This is a genomic window from Alicyclobacillus fodiniaquatilis (genome assembly GCF_042678105.1).
Lineage (GTDB): Bacteria > Bacillota > Bacilli > Alicyclobacillales > Alicyclobacillaceae > Alicyclobacillus > Alicyclobacillus fodiniaquatilis.
On record NZ_JBHUCX010000100.1, the window covers coordinates 26,140 to 46,944 of the forward strand.

Below are 20,805 nucleotides of genomic sequence, written 5' to 3' on the forward strand. Positions count from 1 at the left end.
TCAGCAACTCCCCATTTTTACCCTCTTTTTGAGGTAGCGACCAAAGATGCTCTAGATGCGCGCAGTGCGTATATGCCGATTAAACCAGCATAGCGCTGCTACGCCTACAACCCAAATTCCACCGACTGCATAAAGCGCGACAGGGCTGAATATATCTGCAAGCCATCCACTAATCAAGCTACTAATGGGAATCGCGATGACAGATAAAGATCCTGAGATTCCCCACACTCGACCGCGCAAGTTTTCAGGGATCAAAACGTCTGTGACAGCACCGATGGATACACCGCCCACCGTCAATCCCATTGCGCCGATGACTTCCAGTACCAGCGTAACTGGTAGCCAAATGGAGATTGCCTGGCCGATGATGCACAATCCCGTCAATACCCAACCAACTGCCAATATCCGGCCAGCGCCGATTCGCCTTTCAAGTGGACCAGCGAGTATCCCGCCGATTGCGGCGCCGATCACACCTGCTGAACCCCACATGCCCAAAGCAGCAGGGCCGCTATGTAATCGAGCATGAATCAGGCCTATCGTCATCGGGCCTAGAAATGAGGCTACATTGACCAGCATGCTTATCCACACCATAGCCTTTACGACAGGTTGATTGGAAATGGCTCGCCAGCCTACTATGATCTCGCGAATAAACGAAGGGGATGTTTCTGCTGATGTGGGTTCCTTTGTATGTGCGGGCAGCTTAGCCATGGCGATGAACAAGGCTGGAAATAAGAACGAGATCGCATCACCTGCTACGCCCCATAAGGCTCCAACTGCCGCAACGACAAATCCGGCCAAACTGTTGCTGATTAAACTCACTGTATTCCCCGCTGCGGAGAAGAGACCCTGGGCACTTGCCAACAGGTCACGCCCCACAACTTCTGGCATCATTGCAGCTGAGGCTGGCTGAAAAAACGTGCTCAAAACATTGAGCAGGAAGATGGCCGCGTATATCGCCGCGGTCGATAGATGCCCGGACATGCCCATCCATGCGGCCAATGCGCCCAAAATGACCGCAGATAAAATGTTGACAGAAATCATGATTTTCTTTCTGTCCCAGCGATCCGCAAAGATACCTGCAATTGTGCCGAAGAGAATTCTATCCAGTTGTCCAACCACTTGAATGAAGGAAGTTTGCAACATCGAATGACTAGTCGAATAGATGGCCCACATGACAGCAATGCTGAAGAATGTGTCACCAATGCCCGAAATGGTATTGCCGCTCCACAACAACATGAAAGAGCGGTTGCGAAGCAGTCGAATATAAACGGGACCTTGCGAACCAGATGAGTCTAACTGAATAGACATGTTCTTCCCCCTTTATCTATTGCAAATCATTTCATAGAAAGCGCATACATATTGGTGGGTGTTTAAATCAGAATATTTTAATTTTGGTCAGTGTACCATGTTATGATAGATAAAGAGGGGATTTTTGTAAAGAGTGATCTAAAATATGCAATGTTAGTTGTAAATTTGTATCGCAACATATATACAGTATATATGTTAGTGGTTTTCGGTTGATCACAAAATGAGCGTGTGACTTTGTCTGAAAGAAAAGGAGGAGACTTCTTTGGACGTAAAAGAGAAGCGTGACGGAAGTGGCGAATACGCATCTGATTTTATCATTCGACGTGTGCTTACGAATGAAAAATGGTTGGCGTTGACGTTTGACGATGGCCCAAATGATCATTATGCGCAGGCCATTTTGAACATTTTAGCTCGATACGAGGTGCCAGCCGCCTTTTTCTGCATAGGAACTCATGTACAGCAGCACCCAGATGTACTGAGGCAGATGGTCGACGCGGGACATGTTGTGGCGAATCACAGCTGGAACCATCCGCATTTGACCAAGGTGACGCAGGATGAATTGATTTCCCAATTGGAATCCACTTCCGCTTCGATAGCCGAAGTCATTCACAAACGACCGCGGTTGTTTCGACCGCCCTACGGAGATTTGGATTCTCGCGTCATCGAACAGACCCATAGTCTTGGATACGACATCGTGCTTTGGGATGTCGATTCTGTGGATTGGTCGGGCATTCCAGGCGAGCGGATCGCGGCGAACGTCCTGCCGAATATACGGTCAGGCTCCATTGTGCTTCAACACTGTGATGGGCCTGTGGCGGGGACGATTGATGCGCTGTCTTATATTATTGAGGTGGCCGTGGCGATGGGGTACCGTTTTGTCGGGTTAGAAGAACTGATGGGCGTGTCTGCTTACGCCTGACATATGTGGTGAACGGGATGAAGGGATGAACATAACCATCCCTTCGATTTTCACATGCGTGTGGTACGGGCTTACCTGTCAGCTTTCATGCTGGCGCTGTCTGTCCCAAACGCTGCACGTTCCCAGCTCATGCATGCTGGGAACGTGTTTTGCGTTCGCTTACGCAAATTTCTCTTCCGCATCCTCTGGCTCTTCTTCCGTCTCCCCGTGCCAGAGCATACGCATTTCCGCGTTTGTCTCCAGCAGATGGGACAAGGTGCCCTGGCCACTCACACGCCCATCTTTCATCACGAGGATGTGGTCCGCTTTGGCCAGCGCCGCCCGCCGATGTGAAACTGCGATACAGGTCGCGTCGTTTTCGGCGAACAGCCGCTCCCACAGCTGTTTCTCCGTTTCCACGTCCAATGCGCTGGAGAGATCGTCGAAAATCAACAGATCCGCTTCTGTGTTCATCATGCGCGCGGTCGCCGCGCGTTGAATTTGTCCCCCGGACAGCATGACGCCCCTCGGGCCGACGAACGTGTCCAATCCATGTTCCAGGTCCGCAAGATCTTGCTCCATCACGGCATGACGAATCACGCGGTCCAACGATTCGTGCGTTACATCGCGGCCCATCGTGATGTTTTCCCGCAGCGGATCACTGAACAAACGTGGCACCTGCGGGGTGTATGCTGTCCGCGGCGGCACAAGAAACGTCGCCGGATTTTCCACCAACTGGCCATTCCATACAATCGATCCGCCCGTCATCGGCAGCATGCCTAGCAGTGTTCTGACCAACGTCGATTTTCCTGAACCGATTCTGCCTGTGATGACGAGGAATTCTCCCCGCGCAATGCGCAGGTGAATGTCGTGAATGCCGTTGTCAGAATCGGGATACGTGTATGTCAGCCCCTTGCCCTCCAGATAATGCAGCTTATCTGTCACAAGCTGCTTGGGTGATTCGACAAGTGGAGGCGGCCCATACAGATGGATGTCGGCGTGATCGATCACGCTGTCCGCTTCACCTGGGCGAAACAACACGCGCATCCTGTCCAGCGACACGCGGATCCGTTTGTGCTGATAGACCATATAGCCAAACAGGGACACGCTGTTGCCAAACGAAGCCAGATATGTCGTGAAGAGCGCAAAGTCGCCCACGGTGAAATGGCCCTGACGCATTTGCGTCGCGCACATCAGCAGGATGAGGCCCGTACAGACATTCAGTACGTGTTGATTGAGCGACTGAATCCATTGACGAAACAAATTGTCGCGCAGCGCTGCTTGGCGACGGCTTTCATTCAACTGAATGAATCGATCCAGCACGTGATCTTCCGCCTGTCCCAGCTTGACGGCTTGAACTGCGCCAAAGATCTCCGCGATGAAACCGGTGATGCGCCCTGTGGCCTCGCGGTTCAGTCGGCCGTATTTGCGCGCGCGGTTGCCGGACAAATTGTTCAGCAATGTCACCACCAACAGGGGAGAGACGGCCACAGCGGTGATGAGCCAGTTGATGCGCGCCATGATCACGATGGAGATGACTGCGAATACGAGGAATCCCCAGAAATCCGTCCATGATTCCACATATTCGACGACTTCTTCCACATCATCGCGGAACCGGGTCATCGCTTCACCGGGAGAAGCAGGCAGGTTGCGGCCAGGCCAACGCATGATGCCCGTCAGCATATTTGTGCGCAGCACGGCCTGGATGTGGTAGATATGTGTGACCCATGTGAAGAAAGCGCCGAAAAATACACCGACGCGCGTCCAGCGTACAAGGGCGACAATGAACAGCGGCGCCGCCAGCCACAGGACGCTGTGCGAGTGATTTGTCACACGATCAAAGAACCAGTCCATGCCAAGGCCAGTCAACAGCGGCAGCGCGTGAAAAGCACACCACTGTAGACCATCAACGATATATAGTGTGAAGCGAAAGCGAAGTAACTTCCATAAAAAGCGCCCTACGGTCACGCAAATTCCTCCCGAGCGTCAGATTTCAAAAGCGATGCGAAATAGGAAGTCGAATCGGCCGCCAATGTCGCGCGGTCACCGAATTCCACGATGTTGCCGTGACGCAGCACCATAATTTTGTCCACCCGTTCCAGCGTCGACAAACGGTGGGCGATCACGATGCCTGTGCAATGTTCGAGCAGTTGATCGACGGCTGCCTGCAGTGTGGCTTCTGTCGCTGGATCAAGCCGCGATGACGGCTCATCTAGGATGACCAGACTGGGCTTTGTCAGGAACACGCGCGTCAGTGCAAACAGTTGCGCCTCACCCGCGGACAAGGATGCCCCGCCAGCTGCCAGGTGTGTGTCCAGTCCGTCCGGCAGCGCGTCAATCCATGGGCGCAGTCCAAGTGTTTCGGTCGTTTTTAGAATCTCCTCATCTGCAACCGAATGGTTGAACAGTGTGAGATTGTCGCGCAGCGTGCCGTCAAACAGTTGCACATCTTGCGTGACCATGCCGACACGACGATACATCGTTTCGAACTTCAAGTCGCGGATATCCGTCCCGCCAACCCGAATGGTCCCGCTATCCACGTTGTACAGCCGCAGCAATAAGCGGCTGATGCTCGATTTTCCACTGCCTGTTCGTCCAACGATGCCGAGGCATTCGCCGGGGCGTAGCTCGAAATGGATGTCATTCAACACGCGTTCGGCAGGGTTGTAGCTGAAGTTGACGTGATCGAACACGACATGCAAAGGGCCGTCTGGCAGCGAATCGGCTGTTCCCTCCTGAATTTCACTTTGCAGCGAGAGCAACTCGCGCGATCTGCGCATGCCCGACTTTGCTCGCTGAAAATCCTGCATTTGATTGCCAAGCTGCTCAATGGGATCGTTCAACATCTGCGTGTACTGAAAGTACAGATAAAGCGCGCCTAAGCTCACTTTTCCCGTCAGATAGAGATGCAGTCCTACCAATAGGACGGCAGTCACCGCGAAAGTAAACATGATCACGGTCGCATTCCAGGGAATGACGCGCAACATCCACGCACGTCTCCCTGTTTGGAACACCGTGTGCATGGCGCGGTGGAACCGGTTCATCACATAGCCGACAGCGCCGTTTGCTTGCACATCCTCGATGCCTGCGATTCGTTCTTCAATCAAGCCGAACAACGACGCGCTCGCTTGCCGCTCGGCTTGCGATGCGGTGACACCGAGATCGCGAATGAAAACCATCACGGCGATGGACAAAGCGGTGAATCCGGCCATGACAGTGGCGATGACCCAGTTCTCGAAAAACATCACGACAAGAATGCCAGCAAGCAGAATGAAACTACCGACAATTTGGACAATGAACATCGCGAAAAAGTTGGACATGTTCGTGACGTCACCATCGATGCGTTCAATCATTTCGCCTGGCGTCTTGAGATTGTGAAAGCGCATATCCAGCCGCAGGCAGTGTTGCAGCAAGTTTGCCCGCAGTTGGTTGGTCGCGCGCCAGGCCACGTCATTGCCGAGATAACTGACCGCGACGGTCACCAGTTGGTTGCATACGGCAATGACCAGATACATCGCAGCCAAATTCAGCAAACTGGCGATGGCACCTCGTGCTGCCGCCGTGTTGATGAAGCGCTGGACAATCTGTGGGTTGACGAGTTGAAACCCTGTTGTGATCAGCAGCAACACGAGCAGTAAAGCCATGCGTCCCTTCACTGGGACCAGGTACCGAAACATCCAGGTCATCGACATGGATTGAGTTTGATTTACATGTTCAGGGGATCTCATCAAGTTGGCCTCCTTGTAGATGGTGAGTGCCGCGAAGCGGCATCAGGGGACTTGTGAAAATCCATCAGATTCATCATTCTTCGGTTTTTTCACAAGTTTCCTAGGGCTGTGTTGATACACCATCCACGAAGAGGTCTGGAGGAAAATACAAAAAACTCCAGGCGCTCCGCCTGGAGTGTGTATGCTGAAGGTGAGTTCTAGCTCACATACACAGCGAGGTCAGCCGGGGAAGACAAGCTTATGCAATTCGATGCGAAAAATCCAAATGTGCTAGCCATCCGTGACGACCTCCTTCATTCGTGTTGAGTGAGACCTTTTGACCATAACATGGGAATATATTCATGTCAACACCATTTGTCTGTCGATAAATGTCGTCTGCTTGGGACATAAAGCGTGCATCTCATTGACAGCCAGTTTTCTCACATTGGCTGTCTCCTCCATTCGCATCTCCAAGGGTATCAACATTCTTTATGCCCCTTTATGTAATGTTTAATGACATAATCCGTTGAATGGTTAAATTTCACCTGGTACTTTAACAGTGTGGTGTTAGTTTTTTTCAAAATCATCAATTCAACCACTTGAACAAAGCCTGAATATATAAAAGGATTGGAGGTGGTGTAATGTTTTGTGACGCAAAAGACGTGTCGATCACGCTTCAATCCATGAGCGAGATGTTCACGGGCATCCAACTGAGCGGTGAAGAGGCAAAAAAATTGACGCCCATGTTGCAAATGTTCATGCGGGAGATCGACTTGTTGCGGGAAGTGGATACACAAGCATTGGAACCGGTGTTGCCGCCGACATGGAAGGAAGGTCGATTTGGTTTATGACAACCACTACGTTCGCATTTGCCACGATGATCGAGATCGCCAAAAAGATCCAAACGCGCGACATTTCGCCTGTGGAATTGACGGAATCGATGTTGCAGCAAATTGAGCAGTTCAATCCAACATTAAACGCGTTTGTCACCTTAACTTCCGAATTGGCGATGGAGCAGGCGAAAAAAGCTGAAGCAGAAATCGAGATGGGCGCTTACAAAGGACCATTACACGGTGTTCCGATTGTCCATAAAGACCTGTATTACACCAAAGGCATTCGCACGACAGCCAGTTCGAAAATTTTAGCGGATTTCATTCCGGATTACGATGCGACGGTTGTTGCGAAATTGGCTGACGCCGGAGCGGTGATGCTCGGAAAAGTGCAAACGCATGAATTTGCCGCAGGAGGAGCCACGGATAGCCCGCACTTTGGCCCGTGTCACAATCCGTGGAATCTAGAGCGGGTCCCTGGCGGATCCAGCGGCGGCTCGGCTGCCAGTGTAGCCGCAGGATGGGCTTTTCTGGGAACGGGATCGGACACGGGCGGATCGATTCGCATTCCTGCAGCTTGTTGCGGCGTAGTCGGCATCAAGCCAACTTATGGTCGCGTCAGCCGCTATGGCATTTTTCCCTTGGCGTGGTCGCTCGATCACGCTGGCCCCATCACCCGCAGTGTGAAAGATGCTGCTTTGGGCTTACAGGCGATGGCTGGCTACGATCCGAAAGACGAGTCGACTGTCGATTTGCCTGTGCCGGATTATGCAGCAGCGCTGCAGGGCGGTGTAAAAGGCTTGCGGATTGGCATTCCCAAGCAGTACTACTTTGAAGCGGTCGATGTGGAAGTTGAACAAGCGGTTCGAGCGGCCATTGATGTGCTCTGTGAACTGGGGGCCGAAACCGTCGAAGTCAGTCTCCCGATGATGAAGTATGCGCCCGGGGCCGAATGGGCCATCTGTTTGAGCGAAACGGCGGCCATTCACGATGACTGGATTCGCGTTCGCCCGGATGACTATGCGCCAGATGTGCGGTTGATGATTGAAGCGGGTAAGCACATTCCGGCGGCCAGCTATTTGCAGGCGCAGCGGGTGCGCCATCTCATCCATCAGGATTTCATGGCTGCCTTTTCCCAGGTTGATGTGCTCGTCACGCCGACGTTACCGCATGTGGCGCCACGCATCGGATACCAAGACGAGGCGCTCAACATCGCGAGATTCACTTTTCCGACCGACGTGACGGGGATGCCAAGTCTATCTCTTCCTTGCGGTTTTTCAACAGACGGGTTACCCATTGGGTTGCAACTGATTGGTCGTCCGTTTGCCGAGGCCACCGTCCTTTGTGCGGGATATGCCTATGAGCAAGCCACAGCATGGCATACACGTCACCCAACCTTTTGAAGTGATAGAACAACCATTGTGAATGGTTGGGGACAGACGGGATGGAAAAGAGAGCGAACGCTGATACCAAACAATACTCTGGGGAGGTCGGAATCGATGCCAGCAGCTGAACAGAGCAAACGTAATCGGAATTTTAATAAACTTGTGAATAATCCGGTGCTCGAAGACTATTCGTTGCGCTATGCGCCAAGCACGTTTCGCAAGTGGTCGCCGTGGGCGGTTTGTCTGTCCGGTATTGGCGGCGTGGCTGCCATGGCGAGCTACGCGATCGGCGGATCTTTGGTCATCACATACGGCATCGTCAATGCGTTGTTGGGGATCCTGGTGACCTCCATCATTATCTTTTTCACCAGTACGCCCATTGCCTTTCAAATTGCCAAGTACAACATCGATATGGATTTACTCACTCGTGGGGCGGGATTCGGTTACTTGGGATCCACATTGACCTCGTTGATTTATTCGACCTTCACCTTTGTCTTTTTTGCACTAGAAGGCGCGATTATGGGGCAGGCCATCACGGATTTCTTTCACATCCCGATTTTCATCAGCTACCTCATTTGCGGCGTGGTTATCATTCCGCTTGTGCTCTATGGCATGACACTGCTCACGAAATTTCAAAAGTGGACACAGCCGATATGGATTGCCTTGTTGGTCTTGGCCATTGGCGGCGTCATGATTCATGACCCGTCTTCGCTCAATCGTTGGATGCACTTTGCCGGAGGATCCAAGAGCGGTGTCCGTTTTTCTCCGCTGATGTTCGGTATGGTGGCAGGCGTACAGCTTTCCGGGATTGCGCAAATTGGCGAACAGGCCGACTATCTGCGCTTCATGCCGGATCGGACAAACAAGAATCGTAGGGCCTGGGCGTGGGCGGTCATCATTGGCGGGCCTGGCTTTGCCCTCATTGGCATCGTTCAAAGCTTGATTGGCACATATCTGGCATCATATGTGACACCGCTCGCCGGGGCGGCGCAAGCGGATGTGCCGATCACGATGTTCAACTACGCGTTTCACGCGCTGTTTGGCAGTCCGTATGCAACGCTTCTGATTGCCACGTTGTTGGTTCTTCTCTCGCAACTCAAAATCAATGTGTCAAACGCGTACTCCGGTTCCTTGTCCTGGTCCAACTTTTTCTCGCGAACCTTGCACACACATCCAGGACGCGTGGTGTGGCTGTTGTTCCAGGTAGTTGTGGGCGTGCTGATTATGGAACTGGGCGTCTTTAACACCATCGATAAGATTCTCGGCTTCTATTCCAATGTGGCCGTCGCTTGGATAGGCGCCATCGTCGCCGACATCATGATCAACAAGCGCATCTTGAAACTCAGCCCGTCCTACATCGAGTTCAAGCGGGCGCATCTCTACAACTTCAATCCGGTCGGTTTTGGTTCTATGATCATCGCTTCCGTTGTTTCCATCATTGCCTACTTCGGTGTATTTGGTCCGATGCTGCAAGCCTACGCGCCGTTTTTGTCCCTGGTGTTGGCGATGATTCTGGCGCCGACCATCGCCATCATCACCAAAGGCAAGTACTACATCGCCAGAACCAGTTCGATGGAGAAATGGTTTGAAAAATCTGGGGAAGTGACGTGTACAGTCTGCAAAAATCCGTTTGAAGCGCATGACATTGCGTTTTGTCCTTTCCACAGCGGCCCGATTTGCTCACTGTGCTGCAGCTTGGAGAGTTCCTGTCACGATGCCTGCAAAGTTGGGGCGTCATCGCTTTCGCCGGAACAAGAATCTGGAACGTATGGCGCGTAATGCAACTGGCGTGACTGCTGGATGAAACGAGTTTTTCATACAAGGAGGTCAACAATCAAATGAAGGAACATTTAAATCCCGAGGATACGGCGTTGGTCATTGTCGATGTGCAAAATGATTTTTGTCACGAGGACGGGGCTTGTGCCAGGCGGGGATCAGACGTCACAGCCGCGCAGGCCATCATTTCACAGCTCCAGGCGCTGATTGACACAGCGCATGGAAATGGGGTGCCCGTTGTTTTTATTCAAATGACGCTCAATGATAAGACAGTCTCGGATGCGTGGTCGAAGCGCATGGAGGAAAATCCGATAGCTGTCTGTGAGAAAGGGAGCTGGGGCACTGAGTTTTACAAGTTGAGCCCCGCCTCCGAGGACATTGTAGTGGAGAAACATCGCTACAGCGCGTTTATTGGCACTGAACTGGATATGATTCTTGGCAATCTCAAACGCAAATCGCTGGTGATAACCGGTGTGGCGACCAACGTATGCGTGGAGTCGACAGCAAGGGACGGCTTTATGATGGATTATCATGTCACATTGGTTCAGGATGCGTGCGCTGGGTACGATGCAGAGTTGCACGACGCCACCTGTAAAAACATCACGAACAATTTCGGACTGGTTTTAAACGCGGCGGATATTATCGAATACTGGTCCAGTCCGGTGCCCATGGTTGGCTGAGTTGCCGCCACTGATTCAACTGTGTCAAAAATAAATTTTGGAGAGGTTGTTGGCGCATGGCATACGGAGGTCTCGTGGAATCAGGCAAACAGGCGGAAGATATCGTCACTGTGGCGAGTGTCAATTTTCATGCGGTTTGGGGCGACAAGGCTGGCAATTTGGCCAGAATCAAAAGCTACATCAAAGCGGCAGCCAAGCGAGGGGCAGACATCATCCTGTTTCCGGAAACGGCGCTGACCGGTTATGGGATAGATGATGAGCATCCAGACATGCAAAAACAGAATGCAGAAACCATACCAGGGCCAGCGACGGATGAAATCGCCGAATTGACACAAATGTACGGGGTGTTCGTCGTCTTGGGCATGCCGGAGCGAGATGGCGTCAATGACGATATTCTCTATAATTCTGCTGCTGTCATCGGACCTGAAGGCGTCATTGGCGGGTATCGCAAAATACACCCGGCAGGAACAGAGTCGAAATGGGCGGCCAAAGGCACAGATCCACTCCTGTTCAGCACACCCTGGGGGCCGGTCGGTGTGGGGATATGCTATGACACCTACTGCTTTCCCGAACTGGCTCGCTATTATGCGGCTTTGGGCGCGCGCCTCTATCTCAATCCAACCGCGGTTTCCGACATCGAAGGATGGAAGGAACTATACTATACGCAATTGAAATCTCGCGCCATCGAAAACGCCATGTATGTGGCAAGTTCGAACTTGGTCGGGCAAGACCTAAACGCGTATTTCCCTGGCGGGAGCTTGGTCTCCGGCCCATCCTTCACCATCGGTTCGACCTATTACGGCGAGCCGATTGAGAACAGGGAGGACATTGTGTTGGCCACCATTGATTTGGCTTTGGCCCATACTCAGCGCGAACGGTTGCCCTTGTTTACAAACAACTCCATCACTGGCATTCCGGACTGGCGGCCAGACATTTACGCGGATATGTTGAAAGTGTGGAGTGAAGTGCCGGAATTGGTCAAATAGTTTGGCGGTAAAAGAAGCGGAAAACACACGATAAGCCAGCATTGGCGGTGTCTGAATGGTCGCCGTAATGGATGACAACCTGGATTCCCGGTAAAAACCACGGATATGTTCCGTGGTTTTTACCGACAGAGGAAGGGGAGCGATGGACAGTGGATTTTGAAGAATTGCAATCATTTATGGTTGTTGCTCGAGAAAAGTCTATCTCCAGCGCTGCGCGCGCGCTTCATGTCACACAGCCCACACTCAGCATGCGGCTGCAGAGGTTGGAGCGGGGACTTGGCGTCAAACTGTTAGAACGAAAATGGGACGGCGTTCAATTGACGAAGCAAGGGCAATTTTTCTTGTCGTATTCAGCCAAGCTGCTTCAGAACATGGAGGAGGCAGCCACGCTGATGAGCAGGCAGGAAAGTCACGAATTGACCCCGCCTTTTAACGCGATCACGGACAGCCACAGTCTGCGGATTGGCATTGATAACACACTTTGTCCAGCGCTGATCGAAACGATGATTGAAGAAATGCACGCCATCAATCCAGACATCGATTGCAAGTTCGTCACGGACTATTCTGATCTGATGCTCAATTTAACGGGACACGAAGAACTGCATCTTTGCATTTATTTTGGCGGGAATTTGGAACCGAGTGTCCATACGCTGTCACTATTTGAAGATGAGTTGGCGTTGATTTACCCCTATGACGGATATCCGCGCATTGAGGCGGATTTGAGCAATGTGTGGGCATTGGAGGATAAGCCGTTTGTCTTGTTGAGTGGTTCGCCGCTCATCGGGTTTCGCGATATGGTCGGGCAAGCGTTTATCAATATGTATGGGCGTGTGCCGAATCGCTACCACATCGTCGACAATATGCAAGTGCTGTTCGACATTGTCAAATACGGCGCTGGCTACTCATTTGTCTCTGTCACCAATATGCTTCATCTGCTCGACAAACCACTGCCGTTTCGGATGATCCGTTTGGGCAAGCAGTATCCTACACCACTCCTCTACTTGTCTTATGCCAAACAATGTGACCACGTATTTCCGATTGAACAAATTGCCAAGCGGCTGCATGCGCGTTTACTGCGCAAGATCTCCCATTTGTCGAATGCGTAACATGAATGGCGCGGATTGTCATCTACCTCCATCATCCGCTTGTCCTTTTGTGCCGCGCCATTCGCTATGCTTTGTTGGACTGGCTTTTTCGTGATTCTGTTGGCCTAGAACGCATCAAGCGTGGCAGGCTACAAGTCACGTCTGTTTGATTTTGAAGAAGCGGTCAATCATGCGATAATTGGCGATAAAGGAGGACTGGCAGTGGAGATTGGTGTAAGCACGTTTGCAGAGACGACGCCGGATGTTGAAACGGGGAAAGTGGTGAGCCATGCGCAGCGCTTGCGGGAAGTTGTCGAGGAAATTGTCCTAGCAGATGAAGTCGGGTTGGATGTGTATGGTGTGGGCGAACATCATCGCAGGGATTACGCCTCGTCTTCTCCAGCTGTCGTGTTGGCTGCGGCTGCGTCAAAGACAAACCGAATTCGGCTGACAAGTGCGGTGACGGTGTTGTCGTCGGCAGATCCGGTGCGTGTGTTTGAAGAGTTTTCCATGCTGGACGGCATCTCGAACGGACGTGCAGAGATCATGGCGGGGCGAGGGTCTTTCATCGAATCTTTCCCGTTGTTTGGTTACGACTTAAAAGATTACGACGAACTCTTTGATGAAAAGCTGGAGTTGTTGCTGGCTTTGCGCGCATCAGAGAAAGTGACTTGGCGCGGTGGGCATCGGCCGGCGATTCACGATTTGGGCGTGTATCCGCGTCCAGTGCAAAATCCGTTGCCAGTGTGGATTGGCAGCGGGGGCAACTCGGAATCTGTGGTTCGTGCGGGTCTTTTAGGGCTTCCACTTGTTCTGGCGATTATTGGCGGGCGCCCGGTGCAGTTTGCGCCACTTGTGCAACTCTATCAGCAAGCAGCTGAGCATGCAGGGCATGATGCGGCGCAATTGCCGGTGGCGTCACACTCGCACGGGTTTATCGCCGAGACTACTGAAGTGGCTGCTGAAAAGTTCTTTCGCCCTACGCAACAGGCGATGAATGTCCTTGGCCGCGAGCGTGGCTGGGGACATTATGATCGCGCCAGCTTCGACGCTGCGCGTAGCTTTGATGGGGCGCTTTATGTTGGGAGTCCTGACGTGGTCGCCGAGAAAATCATCCATTTGCGCAAACACGTCGGCATCACGCGGTTCATGTTGCATGTGCCTGTCGGATCGATGCCGCATGCGGATGTGATGCGAGCCATCGAGCTGTTGGGGACAGAGGTGGCGCCACGCGTGCGCGAAGAAGTGGCGAGATGGGAAGCCGAGAACGAAGTGAAGTAAGGTGGCATGGGTCTTGGAGTGCTGTGGTGTGTGCGGGAACTTCAGACCCATCTATACCCATGCTAATAGGACAAGCAAAAATAGCGGTCGATGCGAAGACAGATGACTTGCAATGGGAAAATCAATTTTGCTTAAAAGAGCGGTTCGGGAAAACCGTATTTCTGAAACCATGTGTCAGGGAATGACACCCCTTCGCCATATGTATTTGCGTGATCCACCAGACCGTGTTGACCGCCCTTCACCAGTACGAATTTCACGGTCTTGTGGTCTTTTTTCATGTCTTCAGCGTATGCTTGAACGCTTTGCCAGATCACACGATGGTCGTCTGTCCCTTGGAGCAACAGAACTGGCGCGTGAATGGTCGAAATGTGATCAATCGGGGAGCGTGCGGTATAAGCCGCAGCAGCTAGGTGATTTCCGTAATAGGTGTAAAAATGTTTTATGCATGCTCGAAATATAGGAGGATGTCTCCTATTTTCCCAGCTTATCAAACCATTTGATGGTCGCGTCAAATCCGACAAACGGGCTGTCGACGGCAACGGCTTTTACGTCGTCGCGTTCCGAAGCGAGTTGTAGTACTGCGCCTCCTCCCAAGGAAATTCCATATAGATAGAGTCTGCTCACATGAAGACCTTTTAACGACTGGGTCGCCGTGATCGCGTTGTTGATATCGTGAATCACACCTAAAATGCCTGGGACGGTGCCGCCACTTCCATTGTAGCCGCGGTATTCCGGGTATAGATAAATTGCCTGCCCGGAGTGCAGACCTATCGTGTCATATTGTCAGCCCATGTTCTGATGTGTCAGTTGCCTCGGAATCGTAGAGCCGCCGTGGCAAGCACCAATTCATTCATCAAGTCTCCTCGAGCGATTCCGTGAATGGTATTCCTGGCATCAATTTGGTTCGTGATATACGCTGGATCTCCTGAATTCAAATAACCGACCAGTTGGGATATCGGATCGTAGCCTTTTTCCTTAAGTGCATAGTAAGCAACCCGGAACGCCTCTTGTGTCTGTGTATTCTCCGATTTCGTTATCAGTATCGTTTTGTCAAAATCGTAACTATTCAAAATGGCCACCTCACTCATATGTCTGAAAATGAGATACTTTTCTCCCTTAAGATTCGGTGTGATGTCATTTTTCATGGGGCTGGGGAGGGCATAGCCAGGAGGTAGAAGTTACCCAACTAGTGTGAGGGTAGATTCCTAGTTTTAAGGATAACTATAGCATTGATAGCACGATAAAGCTGACATCTGGCCCTTGTGGCGTTGGCAAGTCGACTGTGTTAAAGGTGGCGCATTCCTTCATGTTTTCTTCATGTTATTTCAGCTCACAAGGTTAAGACGCTCTTTGCAAACTTTTCGTAAGTGACAAGCGGCATCCTAATTTTTTCGCCCTACGTGGATATCTCACACACACAAAGGAAAACGTAACCATTAAGAGCAAGATGATCTTCCAAGGAGGGAGAGAATGCAGTTCACTAAACTTAAAAAACCTGCCGTTTGGGGACTCAGTGTAATGATGATGTGCACGATTGCTGGATGTCAACCCCAAACGAAAAAAAGCCAAAATCAAGCTGCGGCACAGGTTCCGTTTGTACAATACAATGCATACACAAAATTGGTAAAAGCCGTTCAAGTAGATTACCAAGAGAAGAATCAGCAGGTTGTTATCCACATGACACCCGTTGATAATAAACAAAACGGCGAAGACATACTCGATACGTCTAGTTCGGAAAGTGTGGTCAATTTTGCGACTTCGACATATCCCGATGCCCACATTCGAGACGTCCTGCTCATCAACGACAAAACACATCAGTCTCGTACAGTGGACGTCCCCCCAGAACTCATCTCACCAGACAGTAGCCATCCGGCGTTGTCACAAATGCAGGAAGATGCGGTCATGGCAATGGCAAGTATTCACCTGCCGCCACGAGGGGTGCGCATAGACTATAACATCCAACCGAGGGCAGGTCAGGAATCAAGCCACCAAGCAAAAGTAGATGCGGTGCTGGCGGTTGCACGAAGCAAACTTGGAACCAAATACATATGGGGACACAACGAAGATCGTGGACAATACGGTTTTGACTGCAGTAACTTCACAGAATATGTTTATCATCACGCACTTGGCTATCGTTTCACCACCGCTAGTCGCGGACAGTACTTACATGTAGGCGAGCCTGTTCGCTTTTCAGAAAGAAGTGCAGGAGACTTAATTATTTTTGAACGGGGTAAACATGTGGGCATTTATGTGGGAAACAATCGCTTCATCAACTGCGGTGGGGGACTTGGAAAGGTCGGGTATCTTAGTTTGGGACATGGGAGTTATTGGGGAAAACACATTACCTCTTATCGACGGATGTTTTAGAATACAATTAGAGCATTTTAGGGTTAATGGTTGAATTGGTGAGAGAGTCTCGTTTGGAACATGTGAACAGAAGGATATTAAGATAAACGAAATGGTTGTGTTAAAGGGAGCATCGGGGGCTGGGCAACCAGTTCCCTACTCTACAGGTAGGGTTTGATTCCTAATTATTTATTCGTCCCATAGTCTCCATCCTGAACTAAATGGAAATGAATATTTGTAGAGAATGCAAATCCGCCCAGGAATTCCGTAAAAACACGGATACCCAGGCGGAAGGCATGTATAGTTTGAAACATCCCGGCGGTTTTTTATATGTCTGCAGTTATGCTACTAGCAGGTTTCTCTTCAGGTACAGCCTCACGTTTATAGTTCATGTATAGGTAAAACGGAATTCCCGCTAATAAGAGTAGAAACCCATACATGACTGTCTTCGCACCTGATCCGTAAATTGCCCAGCCAGCATAGATAAAGCCGAGCAATGGGATGAATGACACCTTGATGAATTTCAATACAGTTACTTTGCCATACATTTTCTTCATCAACCGAATCTCGGAAGCTGCAGTCATCGCGTATACAGGGAGATAGCTCAGTGTAGCCAGTAAGACCACGAAATTAAACGCTGAGTTAAAGCTCTTCGTATAATTCATTAACAGTAATATATTCGCTAAAACAGAGCCAATTATAAGTGCCATATAGGGCGTCTGGTATTTGGCATGAACCTTGGCAAACGATTTAGGGAAGACACCGTCTACACCAGCTGCGTAAGCAACACGAGCTGTGGATAGTAGCCAACCGACGGTTGTTCCAAGGATACTGATGACAGCTGCTATGGTAATTAGTCGACCGATGCCTGTCCCAAAAAATTGAGCGAGAATATCTGAAATTGGTGCAGGGCTTCCGGCAAGAGCTTTCTGATTCATTGCCCCCATAGCAAAGAAGTTAATAGCCATGTAGAGTAGTGTTGCAATCGATATACCAAGAATAGTGCTTCGACGTATGTTCTTTTGTGGGTTTCGTATCTCTCCTCCGGCAACTGTGGCACTTTCAAGACCAATAAAAGCCCAGAGGGTAGATGATGCAGCTACAGATACCGCACCAGCTCCTTTGTGCGCAGGGAATAACGGTGTTAAATTGCCTGCGTGGAAGTGCATCGCTGCAACGACGACAAAGATTAAAAACAGGATGATCTCAAATGCCGTGATTGCCGTCTGGATTTTGCCGGCCAAGCGTACACCTAAGATGTTAATTATGGTGAATATCCATAGAATTGCACTTGTTACAAGGAATCCAATCAGATGTTTGCTAGAAATCGTCGGTATGAGATTCCCTGCATAACTTGCAATGGCAAGAATGACGGCTACATTTCCAATCCAAGAGCCGTTCCAATATAGCCAAGCATTGATAAAGCCGATGAAATCTCCAAACCCTCTTTTAGAAAATTCATAAGGTCCACCACTTTGAGGATAGCGGCTGCCCAGATTCGCAAATGATAACGCTAAAAATATTGAACCAATGCCCGTAAGTAGCCATGCAATCATGGTAGAACCTGGTCCAGCCTCTTGAGCCAGCGTTGCAGGCAACATGAAAATACCGGAACCCATCATGTTTCCAGCGACCAACGCAGTCGCGATAAACAGTCCAATGCCTTTTCTTAGTTGTTTTTGGTTTTCCACGAGGACGGCATCTCCTTATAAATAAAGAGTTATACATTTATAATCTTTATGCTATGAAATAACTGTATAAATATGTGGTATAAAGACTTATAAATCAATGGTACTTTATTCAAGTAAAGTGGTGAATCGATAAATCATATCTTCCGATGCCAAGAACTTGGGAGGGTCGGGTAACGACCCAGGCGGGCAGCACAACTGCCACTACTTTCGAAAGGCGGAACAATAGAATGTAAGGCCTGAAAAAGAGACTCCGTAGAGGCCACGAAGGTCGAGGTGGAGATCCAAAAGTGTGATCATCATTCAATTCACAAATTGAAAATTGATGTTCTGAAGAATAAAGAAAACCACTATACGCTGGGGAATCTCAAATCAAGGATTCATCCTGCAAAACATTCATATAAGTAAATTGGCATATTTTGATTTGGATGGTTGTCCTGATAATGTTATAAGATCTCAAGCGTAAGATGCTCAATGCGATGCTAGTCCTGATGTTTCAGTCTCGTGGCATTCGTATGTCTACTGTCGCATATTCTCTTTTTTCATGTACGGGAGCGACTACTCCTGGCAGCTTGAATCGATAGGGGGAGACGCTTGTGAAATGGAAAACCACTTTATTGATTTGCGGAGGAGTATTCGTGATTGCAGCATCTTCTGCTGCGGTCTTTTCAGACTGGTTTTTTCGACTATATCAGCACACTCCAATTGATTTATCAAAATTAACAAAAACAGCTCAGCCTACTGTTGTTTACGATACGACCGGGGCGAAATATATGAAAATTGGACCCACGTTGACGGACTTACAATATCATCAGATCCCCAAAAACCTACAGAATGCGATTGTCGCGACTGAGGATAACAATTATTGGAACGGATCATCCGTAGATGTGAGAAGTATTTTTAGATCCTTTTTGGTCGACTTATTGCACAGAAGTGCGGATCAAGGTGCAAGTACAATTCAAGACCAGCTCGCCAAAATGGTGTACTTAAATGATGACAAGACCATATCGTACAAACTGAAACAAATTATTCTTGGTATTAAAATTAACCGGGCTTTTACCAAACAAGAAATCTTGACCATGTATTTAAACAAAGTTTTCTTGGGTGAAAATAGTGACGGTGTAGACCAAGCTGCAATGCGTTATTTCGGGGTTAATCTCAAGGACCCATCGGAGACGCTCACTCTTGACCAGGCAGCCCTACTTGCAGGGCTTCCGCAAGCACCGACGGAGTACGATCCATTGGCTCACCCACAGGCTGCATTAGAGCGGCGCAATCAAGTTCTTCTCAACATGGTTAAATACGGATACATTAGCACTCAAGTGGCAACTATCGCGGAGAAGGCGCCATTAGGGGTTAAGTATCATGCGTTTCCGGACGAGTCATGGGACAAATATCCGTTGTTTACGAACTTTCTATTTGATTACGCAGCGCGCATCGGTATTACCTCGGAACAACTTCTGCATGGCGGATTGAAAATCTATACGACAATTAATCCTCGCGTACAGAAGGCAGTAGATACGATTTTTTGGAGCAAAAATTACGATCATGATTTCCCTGGGCAACCGTCGGGTACAGTTGTCCAGGGAGCCGCTGTGTTTCTCGACCCGAAAACAGGTGGCATTCTTGGAGCTGCGGGTTCACGCAAGCAAGGATTTACCCAATTAGGGTTGGATAGAGCCTACACGAACAGCTCACCTGGTTCATCCATCAAGCCGATTATGGAATATGCACCAGCAATCCAAAGCGGGAAGTGGAAACCGAGTTCTATTCTCGATAACAGTCCTCAGGATTTTGGTGGTGGTTACATACCGCAAAACTGGGACGCGAATGCACCGGCAAAAGTCACGTTACAGTATGGTCTTGAGTGGTCCCAAAACGTAGCATCTGTTTGGCTCCTCGACAAAATAGGGATAGCTACGGGAACATCGTTTGCAATGAAAGATGGGATTGCACTAACCAAGAATGACCGGGAGCACCTAGGTGTCGCCATAGGCGGTATGCAATATGGAGTGAATCCACTGGAAATGGCTCAAGCATATGAACCGTTCGATGACAATGGAGTTCAAATGAAGTCCCATTTAATCACGCGTGTGGTAAATCAATCGGGTAAAACAGTATATCAGTTTCATTCTTCTTCAAAAGCGATAATGAAACCAACAACGGCTACAAATATGACTCGATTGATGGAGGATGTTGTTGATTACGGAACCGGGACTGTAGCCAAAGTGCCGGGGTGGGGTGTTGCCGGGAAAACAGGGACCGTTCAGTACAGTCCTGGACTGACTGGGGAGTCCAATTGGGTTAGGAATGCCTGGTTTGATGGATACACCCCGAATATTGTCGGGTCTGTCTACATTGGGTACGATAAATCGTCTCCTCAATACCATTTAACGATGTCACCACTTGACCCATCGGCTAATGCGGCAAAAATCTTTAAAGATATCGTCCAAATTGCCGAGTCGGGGGTGAAACCAGAAAAATTTGATGTTGGCCCTTATCCAGCATCGCAGGGGGTTGCGACTGCAGCTTATAAAAAAAGTCAGGCTATACATCCGACGAAAAGGCGGCGTCCTAGGATAAAATCGTTAAAGAGGCATACATCACCAAGGGGACATAAACATCCTTCGCATCACAGAAAATAGTGGAACGATACAAGAAGCCCGCATTTCCATATAAAAGGTTTATTAATTTTGCGATTTGGTGACAATATCAGGATTAAAATAGGGGATCGATCCAGTCGGCCCCTGCCCCTGCTGGGGCTGAAACACCTGAAAAAACGCTCTTGGAGATATTGATGAAAGATACATAAACACCCAACAGTAACCCATAACACCC

Annotated in this window: 18 protein-coding genes; 10 read left to right on the forward strand and 8 right to left on the reverse strand. The window is 49.8% G+C overall.

Annotated features, from left to right (window positions below; all coding sequences use genetic code 11):
• Positions 1-51: 51 nt before the first annotated feature.
• Positions 52-1,305, reverse strand: coding sequence for an MFS transporter (locus ACFSB2_RS25760; RefSeq protein WP_377946057.1), 1,254 nt, complete (start codon positions 1,303-1,305; stop codon positions 52-54).
• 262 nt (positions 1,306-1,567) lie between these two features.
• On the opposite strand from ACFSB2_RS25760, the gene ACFSB2_RS25765 reads away from it, so the two are divergent.
• A complete protein-coding gene (locus ACFSB2_RS25765; RefSeq protein WP_377946059.1) occupies positions 1,568-2,224 on the forward strand; it encodes a polysaccharide deacetylase family protein in 657 nt (218 codons plus the stop codon).
• Positions 2,225-2,383: 159 nt separating this feature from the next.
• Here the strand turns inward: ACFSB2_RS25765 and ACFSB2_RS25770 are convergent, their stop codons facing one another.
• From ACFSB2_RS25770 to ACFSB2_RS25780, 3 genes are all read right to left on the reverse strand, one after another.
• Positions 2,384-4,171: an ABC transporter ATP-binding protein gene (locus ACFSB2_RS25770; RefSeq protein ID WP_377946060.1), complete on the reverse strand. Its 1,788-nt coding sequence runs from the start codon at positions 4,169-4,171 to the stop codon at positions 2,384-2,386.
• Positions 4,168-5,931, reverse strand: a complete 1,764-nt coding sequence (locus ACFSB2_RS25775) for an ABC transporter ATP-binding protein (RefSeq protein WP_377946061.1) — start codon at positions 5,929-5,931, stop codon at positions 4,168-4,170. Before ACFSB2_RS25775 ends, ACFSB2_RS25770 begins: the two co-directional genes overlap by 4 nt.
• A gap of 339 nt (positions 5,932-6,270) precedes the next feature.
• Positions 6,271-6,396, reverse strand: a complete 126-nt coding sequence (locus ACFSB2_RS25780; protein WP_377946063.1) for a hypothetical protein — start codon at positions 6,394-6,396, stop codon at positions 6,271-6,273.
• 155 nt (positions 6,397-6,551) lie between these two features.
• Between ACFSB2_RS25780 and ACFSB2_RS25785 the strand changes: the two genes are divergently transcribed.
• The 7 genes from ACFSB2_RS25785 to ACFSB2_RS25815 all read left to right on the forward strand — a co-directional run bounded on the left by ACFSB2_RS25785 (position 6,552) and on the right by ACFSB2_RS25815 (position 13,933).
• The gene (locus tag ACFSB2_RS25785) at positions 6,552-6,761 is read left to right on the forward strand and encodes a hypothetical protein (protein WP_377946064.1); all 210 of its coding nucleotides are present in this window, start codon (positions 6,552-6,554) and stop codon (positions 6,759-6,761) included.
• Complete coding sequence (locus tag ACFSB2_RS25790; RefSeq protein WP_377946066.1) at positions 6,758-8,143, forward strand: amidase; 1,386 nt, start codon at positions 6,758-6,760, stop codon at positions 8,141-8,143. Before ACFSB2_RS25785 ends, ACFSB2_RS25790 begins: the two co-directional genes overlap by 4 nt.
• A gap of 96 nt (positions 8,144-8,239) precedes the next feature.
• Positions 8,240-9,904, forward strand: coding sequence for a purine-cytosine permease family protein (locus tag ACFSB2_RS25795; RefSeq protein WP_377946068.1), 1,665 nt, complete (start codon positions 8,240-8,242; stop codon positions 9,902-9,904).
• A 59-nt stretch (positions 9,905-9,963) separates the two neighbouring features.
• A complete protein-coding gene (locus tag ACFSB2_RS25800) occupies positions 9,964-10,581 on the forward strand; it encodes a cysteine hydrolase family protein (RefSeq protein WP_377946069.1) in 618 nt (205 codons plus the stop codon).
• A 56-nt stretch (positions 10,582-10,637) separates the two neighbouring features.
• Positions 10,638-11,567: a carbon-nitrogen hydrolase family protein gene (locus ACFSB2_RS25805; RefSeq protein ID WP_377946071.1), complete on the forward strand. Its 930-nt coding sequence runs from the start codon at positions 10,638-10,640 to the stop codon at positions 11,565-11,567.
• Between the two features lie 149 nt (positions 11,568-11,716).
• A complete protein-coding gene (locus ACFSB2_RS25810) occupies positions 11,717-12,673 on the forward strand; it encodes a LysR family transcriptional regulator (RefSeq protein ID WP_377946073.1) in 957 nt (318 codons plus the stop codon).
• 201 nt (positions 12,674-12,874) lie between these two features.
• Positions 12,875-13,933, forward strand: a complete 1,059-nt coding sequence (locus tag ACFSB2_RS25815; RefSeq protein WP_377946129.1) for an LLM class flavin-dependent oxidoreductase — start codon at positions 12,875-12,877, stop codon at positions 13,931-13,933.
• 131 nt (positions 13,934-14,064) lie between these two features.
• Here the strand turns inward: ACFSB2_RS25815 and ACFSB2_RS25820 are convergent, their stop codons facing one another.
• The 3 genes from ACFSB2_RS25820 to ACFSB2_RS25830 all read right to left on the reverse strand — a co-directional run bounded on the left by ACFSB2_RS25820 (position 14,065) and on the right by ACFSB2_RS25830 (position 15,021).
• Positions 14,065-14,472, reverse strand: coding sequence for an alpha/beta hydrolase family protein (locus ACFSB2_RS25820; protein ID WP_377946075.1), 408 nt, complete (start codon positions 14,470-14,472; stop codon positions 14,065-14,067).
• Positions 14,405-14,557 (reverse strand): hypothetical protein, encoded by a 153-nt coding sequence (locus ACFSB2_RS25825; protein ID WP_377946131.1) that lies wholly within the window; start codon positions 14,555-14,557, stop codon positions 14,405-14,407. The genes ACFSB2_RS25820 and ACFSB2_RS25825 overlap by 68 nt, the downstream gene beginning before the upstream one ends.
• 179 nt (positions 14,558-14,736) lie before the next feature.
• Positions 14,737-15,021, reverse strand: coding sequence for an IreB family regulatory phosphoprotein (locus tag ACFSB2_RS25830; RefSeq protein ID WP_377946130.1), 285 nt, complete (start codon positions 15,019-15,021; stop codon positions 14,737-14,739).
• A gap of 382 nt (positions 15,022-15,403) precedes the next feature.
• On the opposite strand from ACFSB2_RS25830, the gene ACFSB2_RS25835 reads away from it, so the two are divergent.
• Positions 15,404-16,300: a C40 family peptidase gene (locus ACFSB2_RS25835; protein WP_377946076.1), complete on the forward strand. Its 897-nt coding sequence runs from the start codon at positions 15,404-15,406 to the stop codon at positions 16,298-16,300.
• 305 nt (positions 16,301-16,605) lie between these two features.
• On the opposite strand, the gene ACFSB2_RS25840 is transcribed toward ACFSB2_RS25835, so the two are convergent.
• Positions 16,606-17,970: an APC family permease gene (locus ACFSB2_RS25840; RefSeq protein ID WP_377946077.1), complete on the reverse strand. Its 1,365-nt coding sequence runs from the start codon at positions 17,968-17,970 to the stop codon at positions 16,606-16,608.
• 593 nt (positions 17,971-18,563) lie between these two features.
• Here ACFSB2_RS25840 and ACFSB2_RS25845 point away from each other — a divergent pair.
• Complete coding sequence (locus tag ACFSB2_RS25845; protein ID WP_377946078.1) at positions 18,564-20,612, forward strand: transglycosylase domain-containing protein; 2,049 nt, start codon at positions 18,564-18,566, stop codon at positions 20,610-20,612.
• The last annotated feature ends 193 nt before the right edge of the window (positions 20,613-20,805 follow it).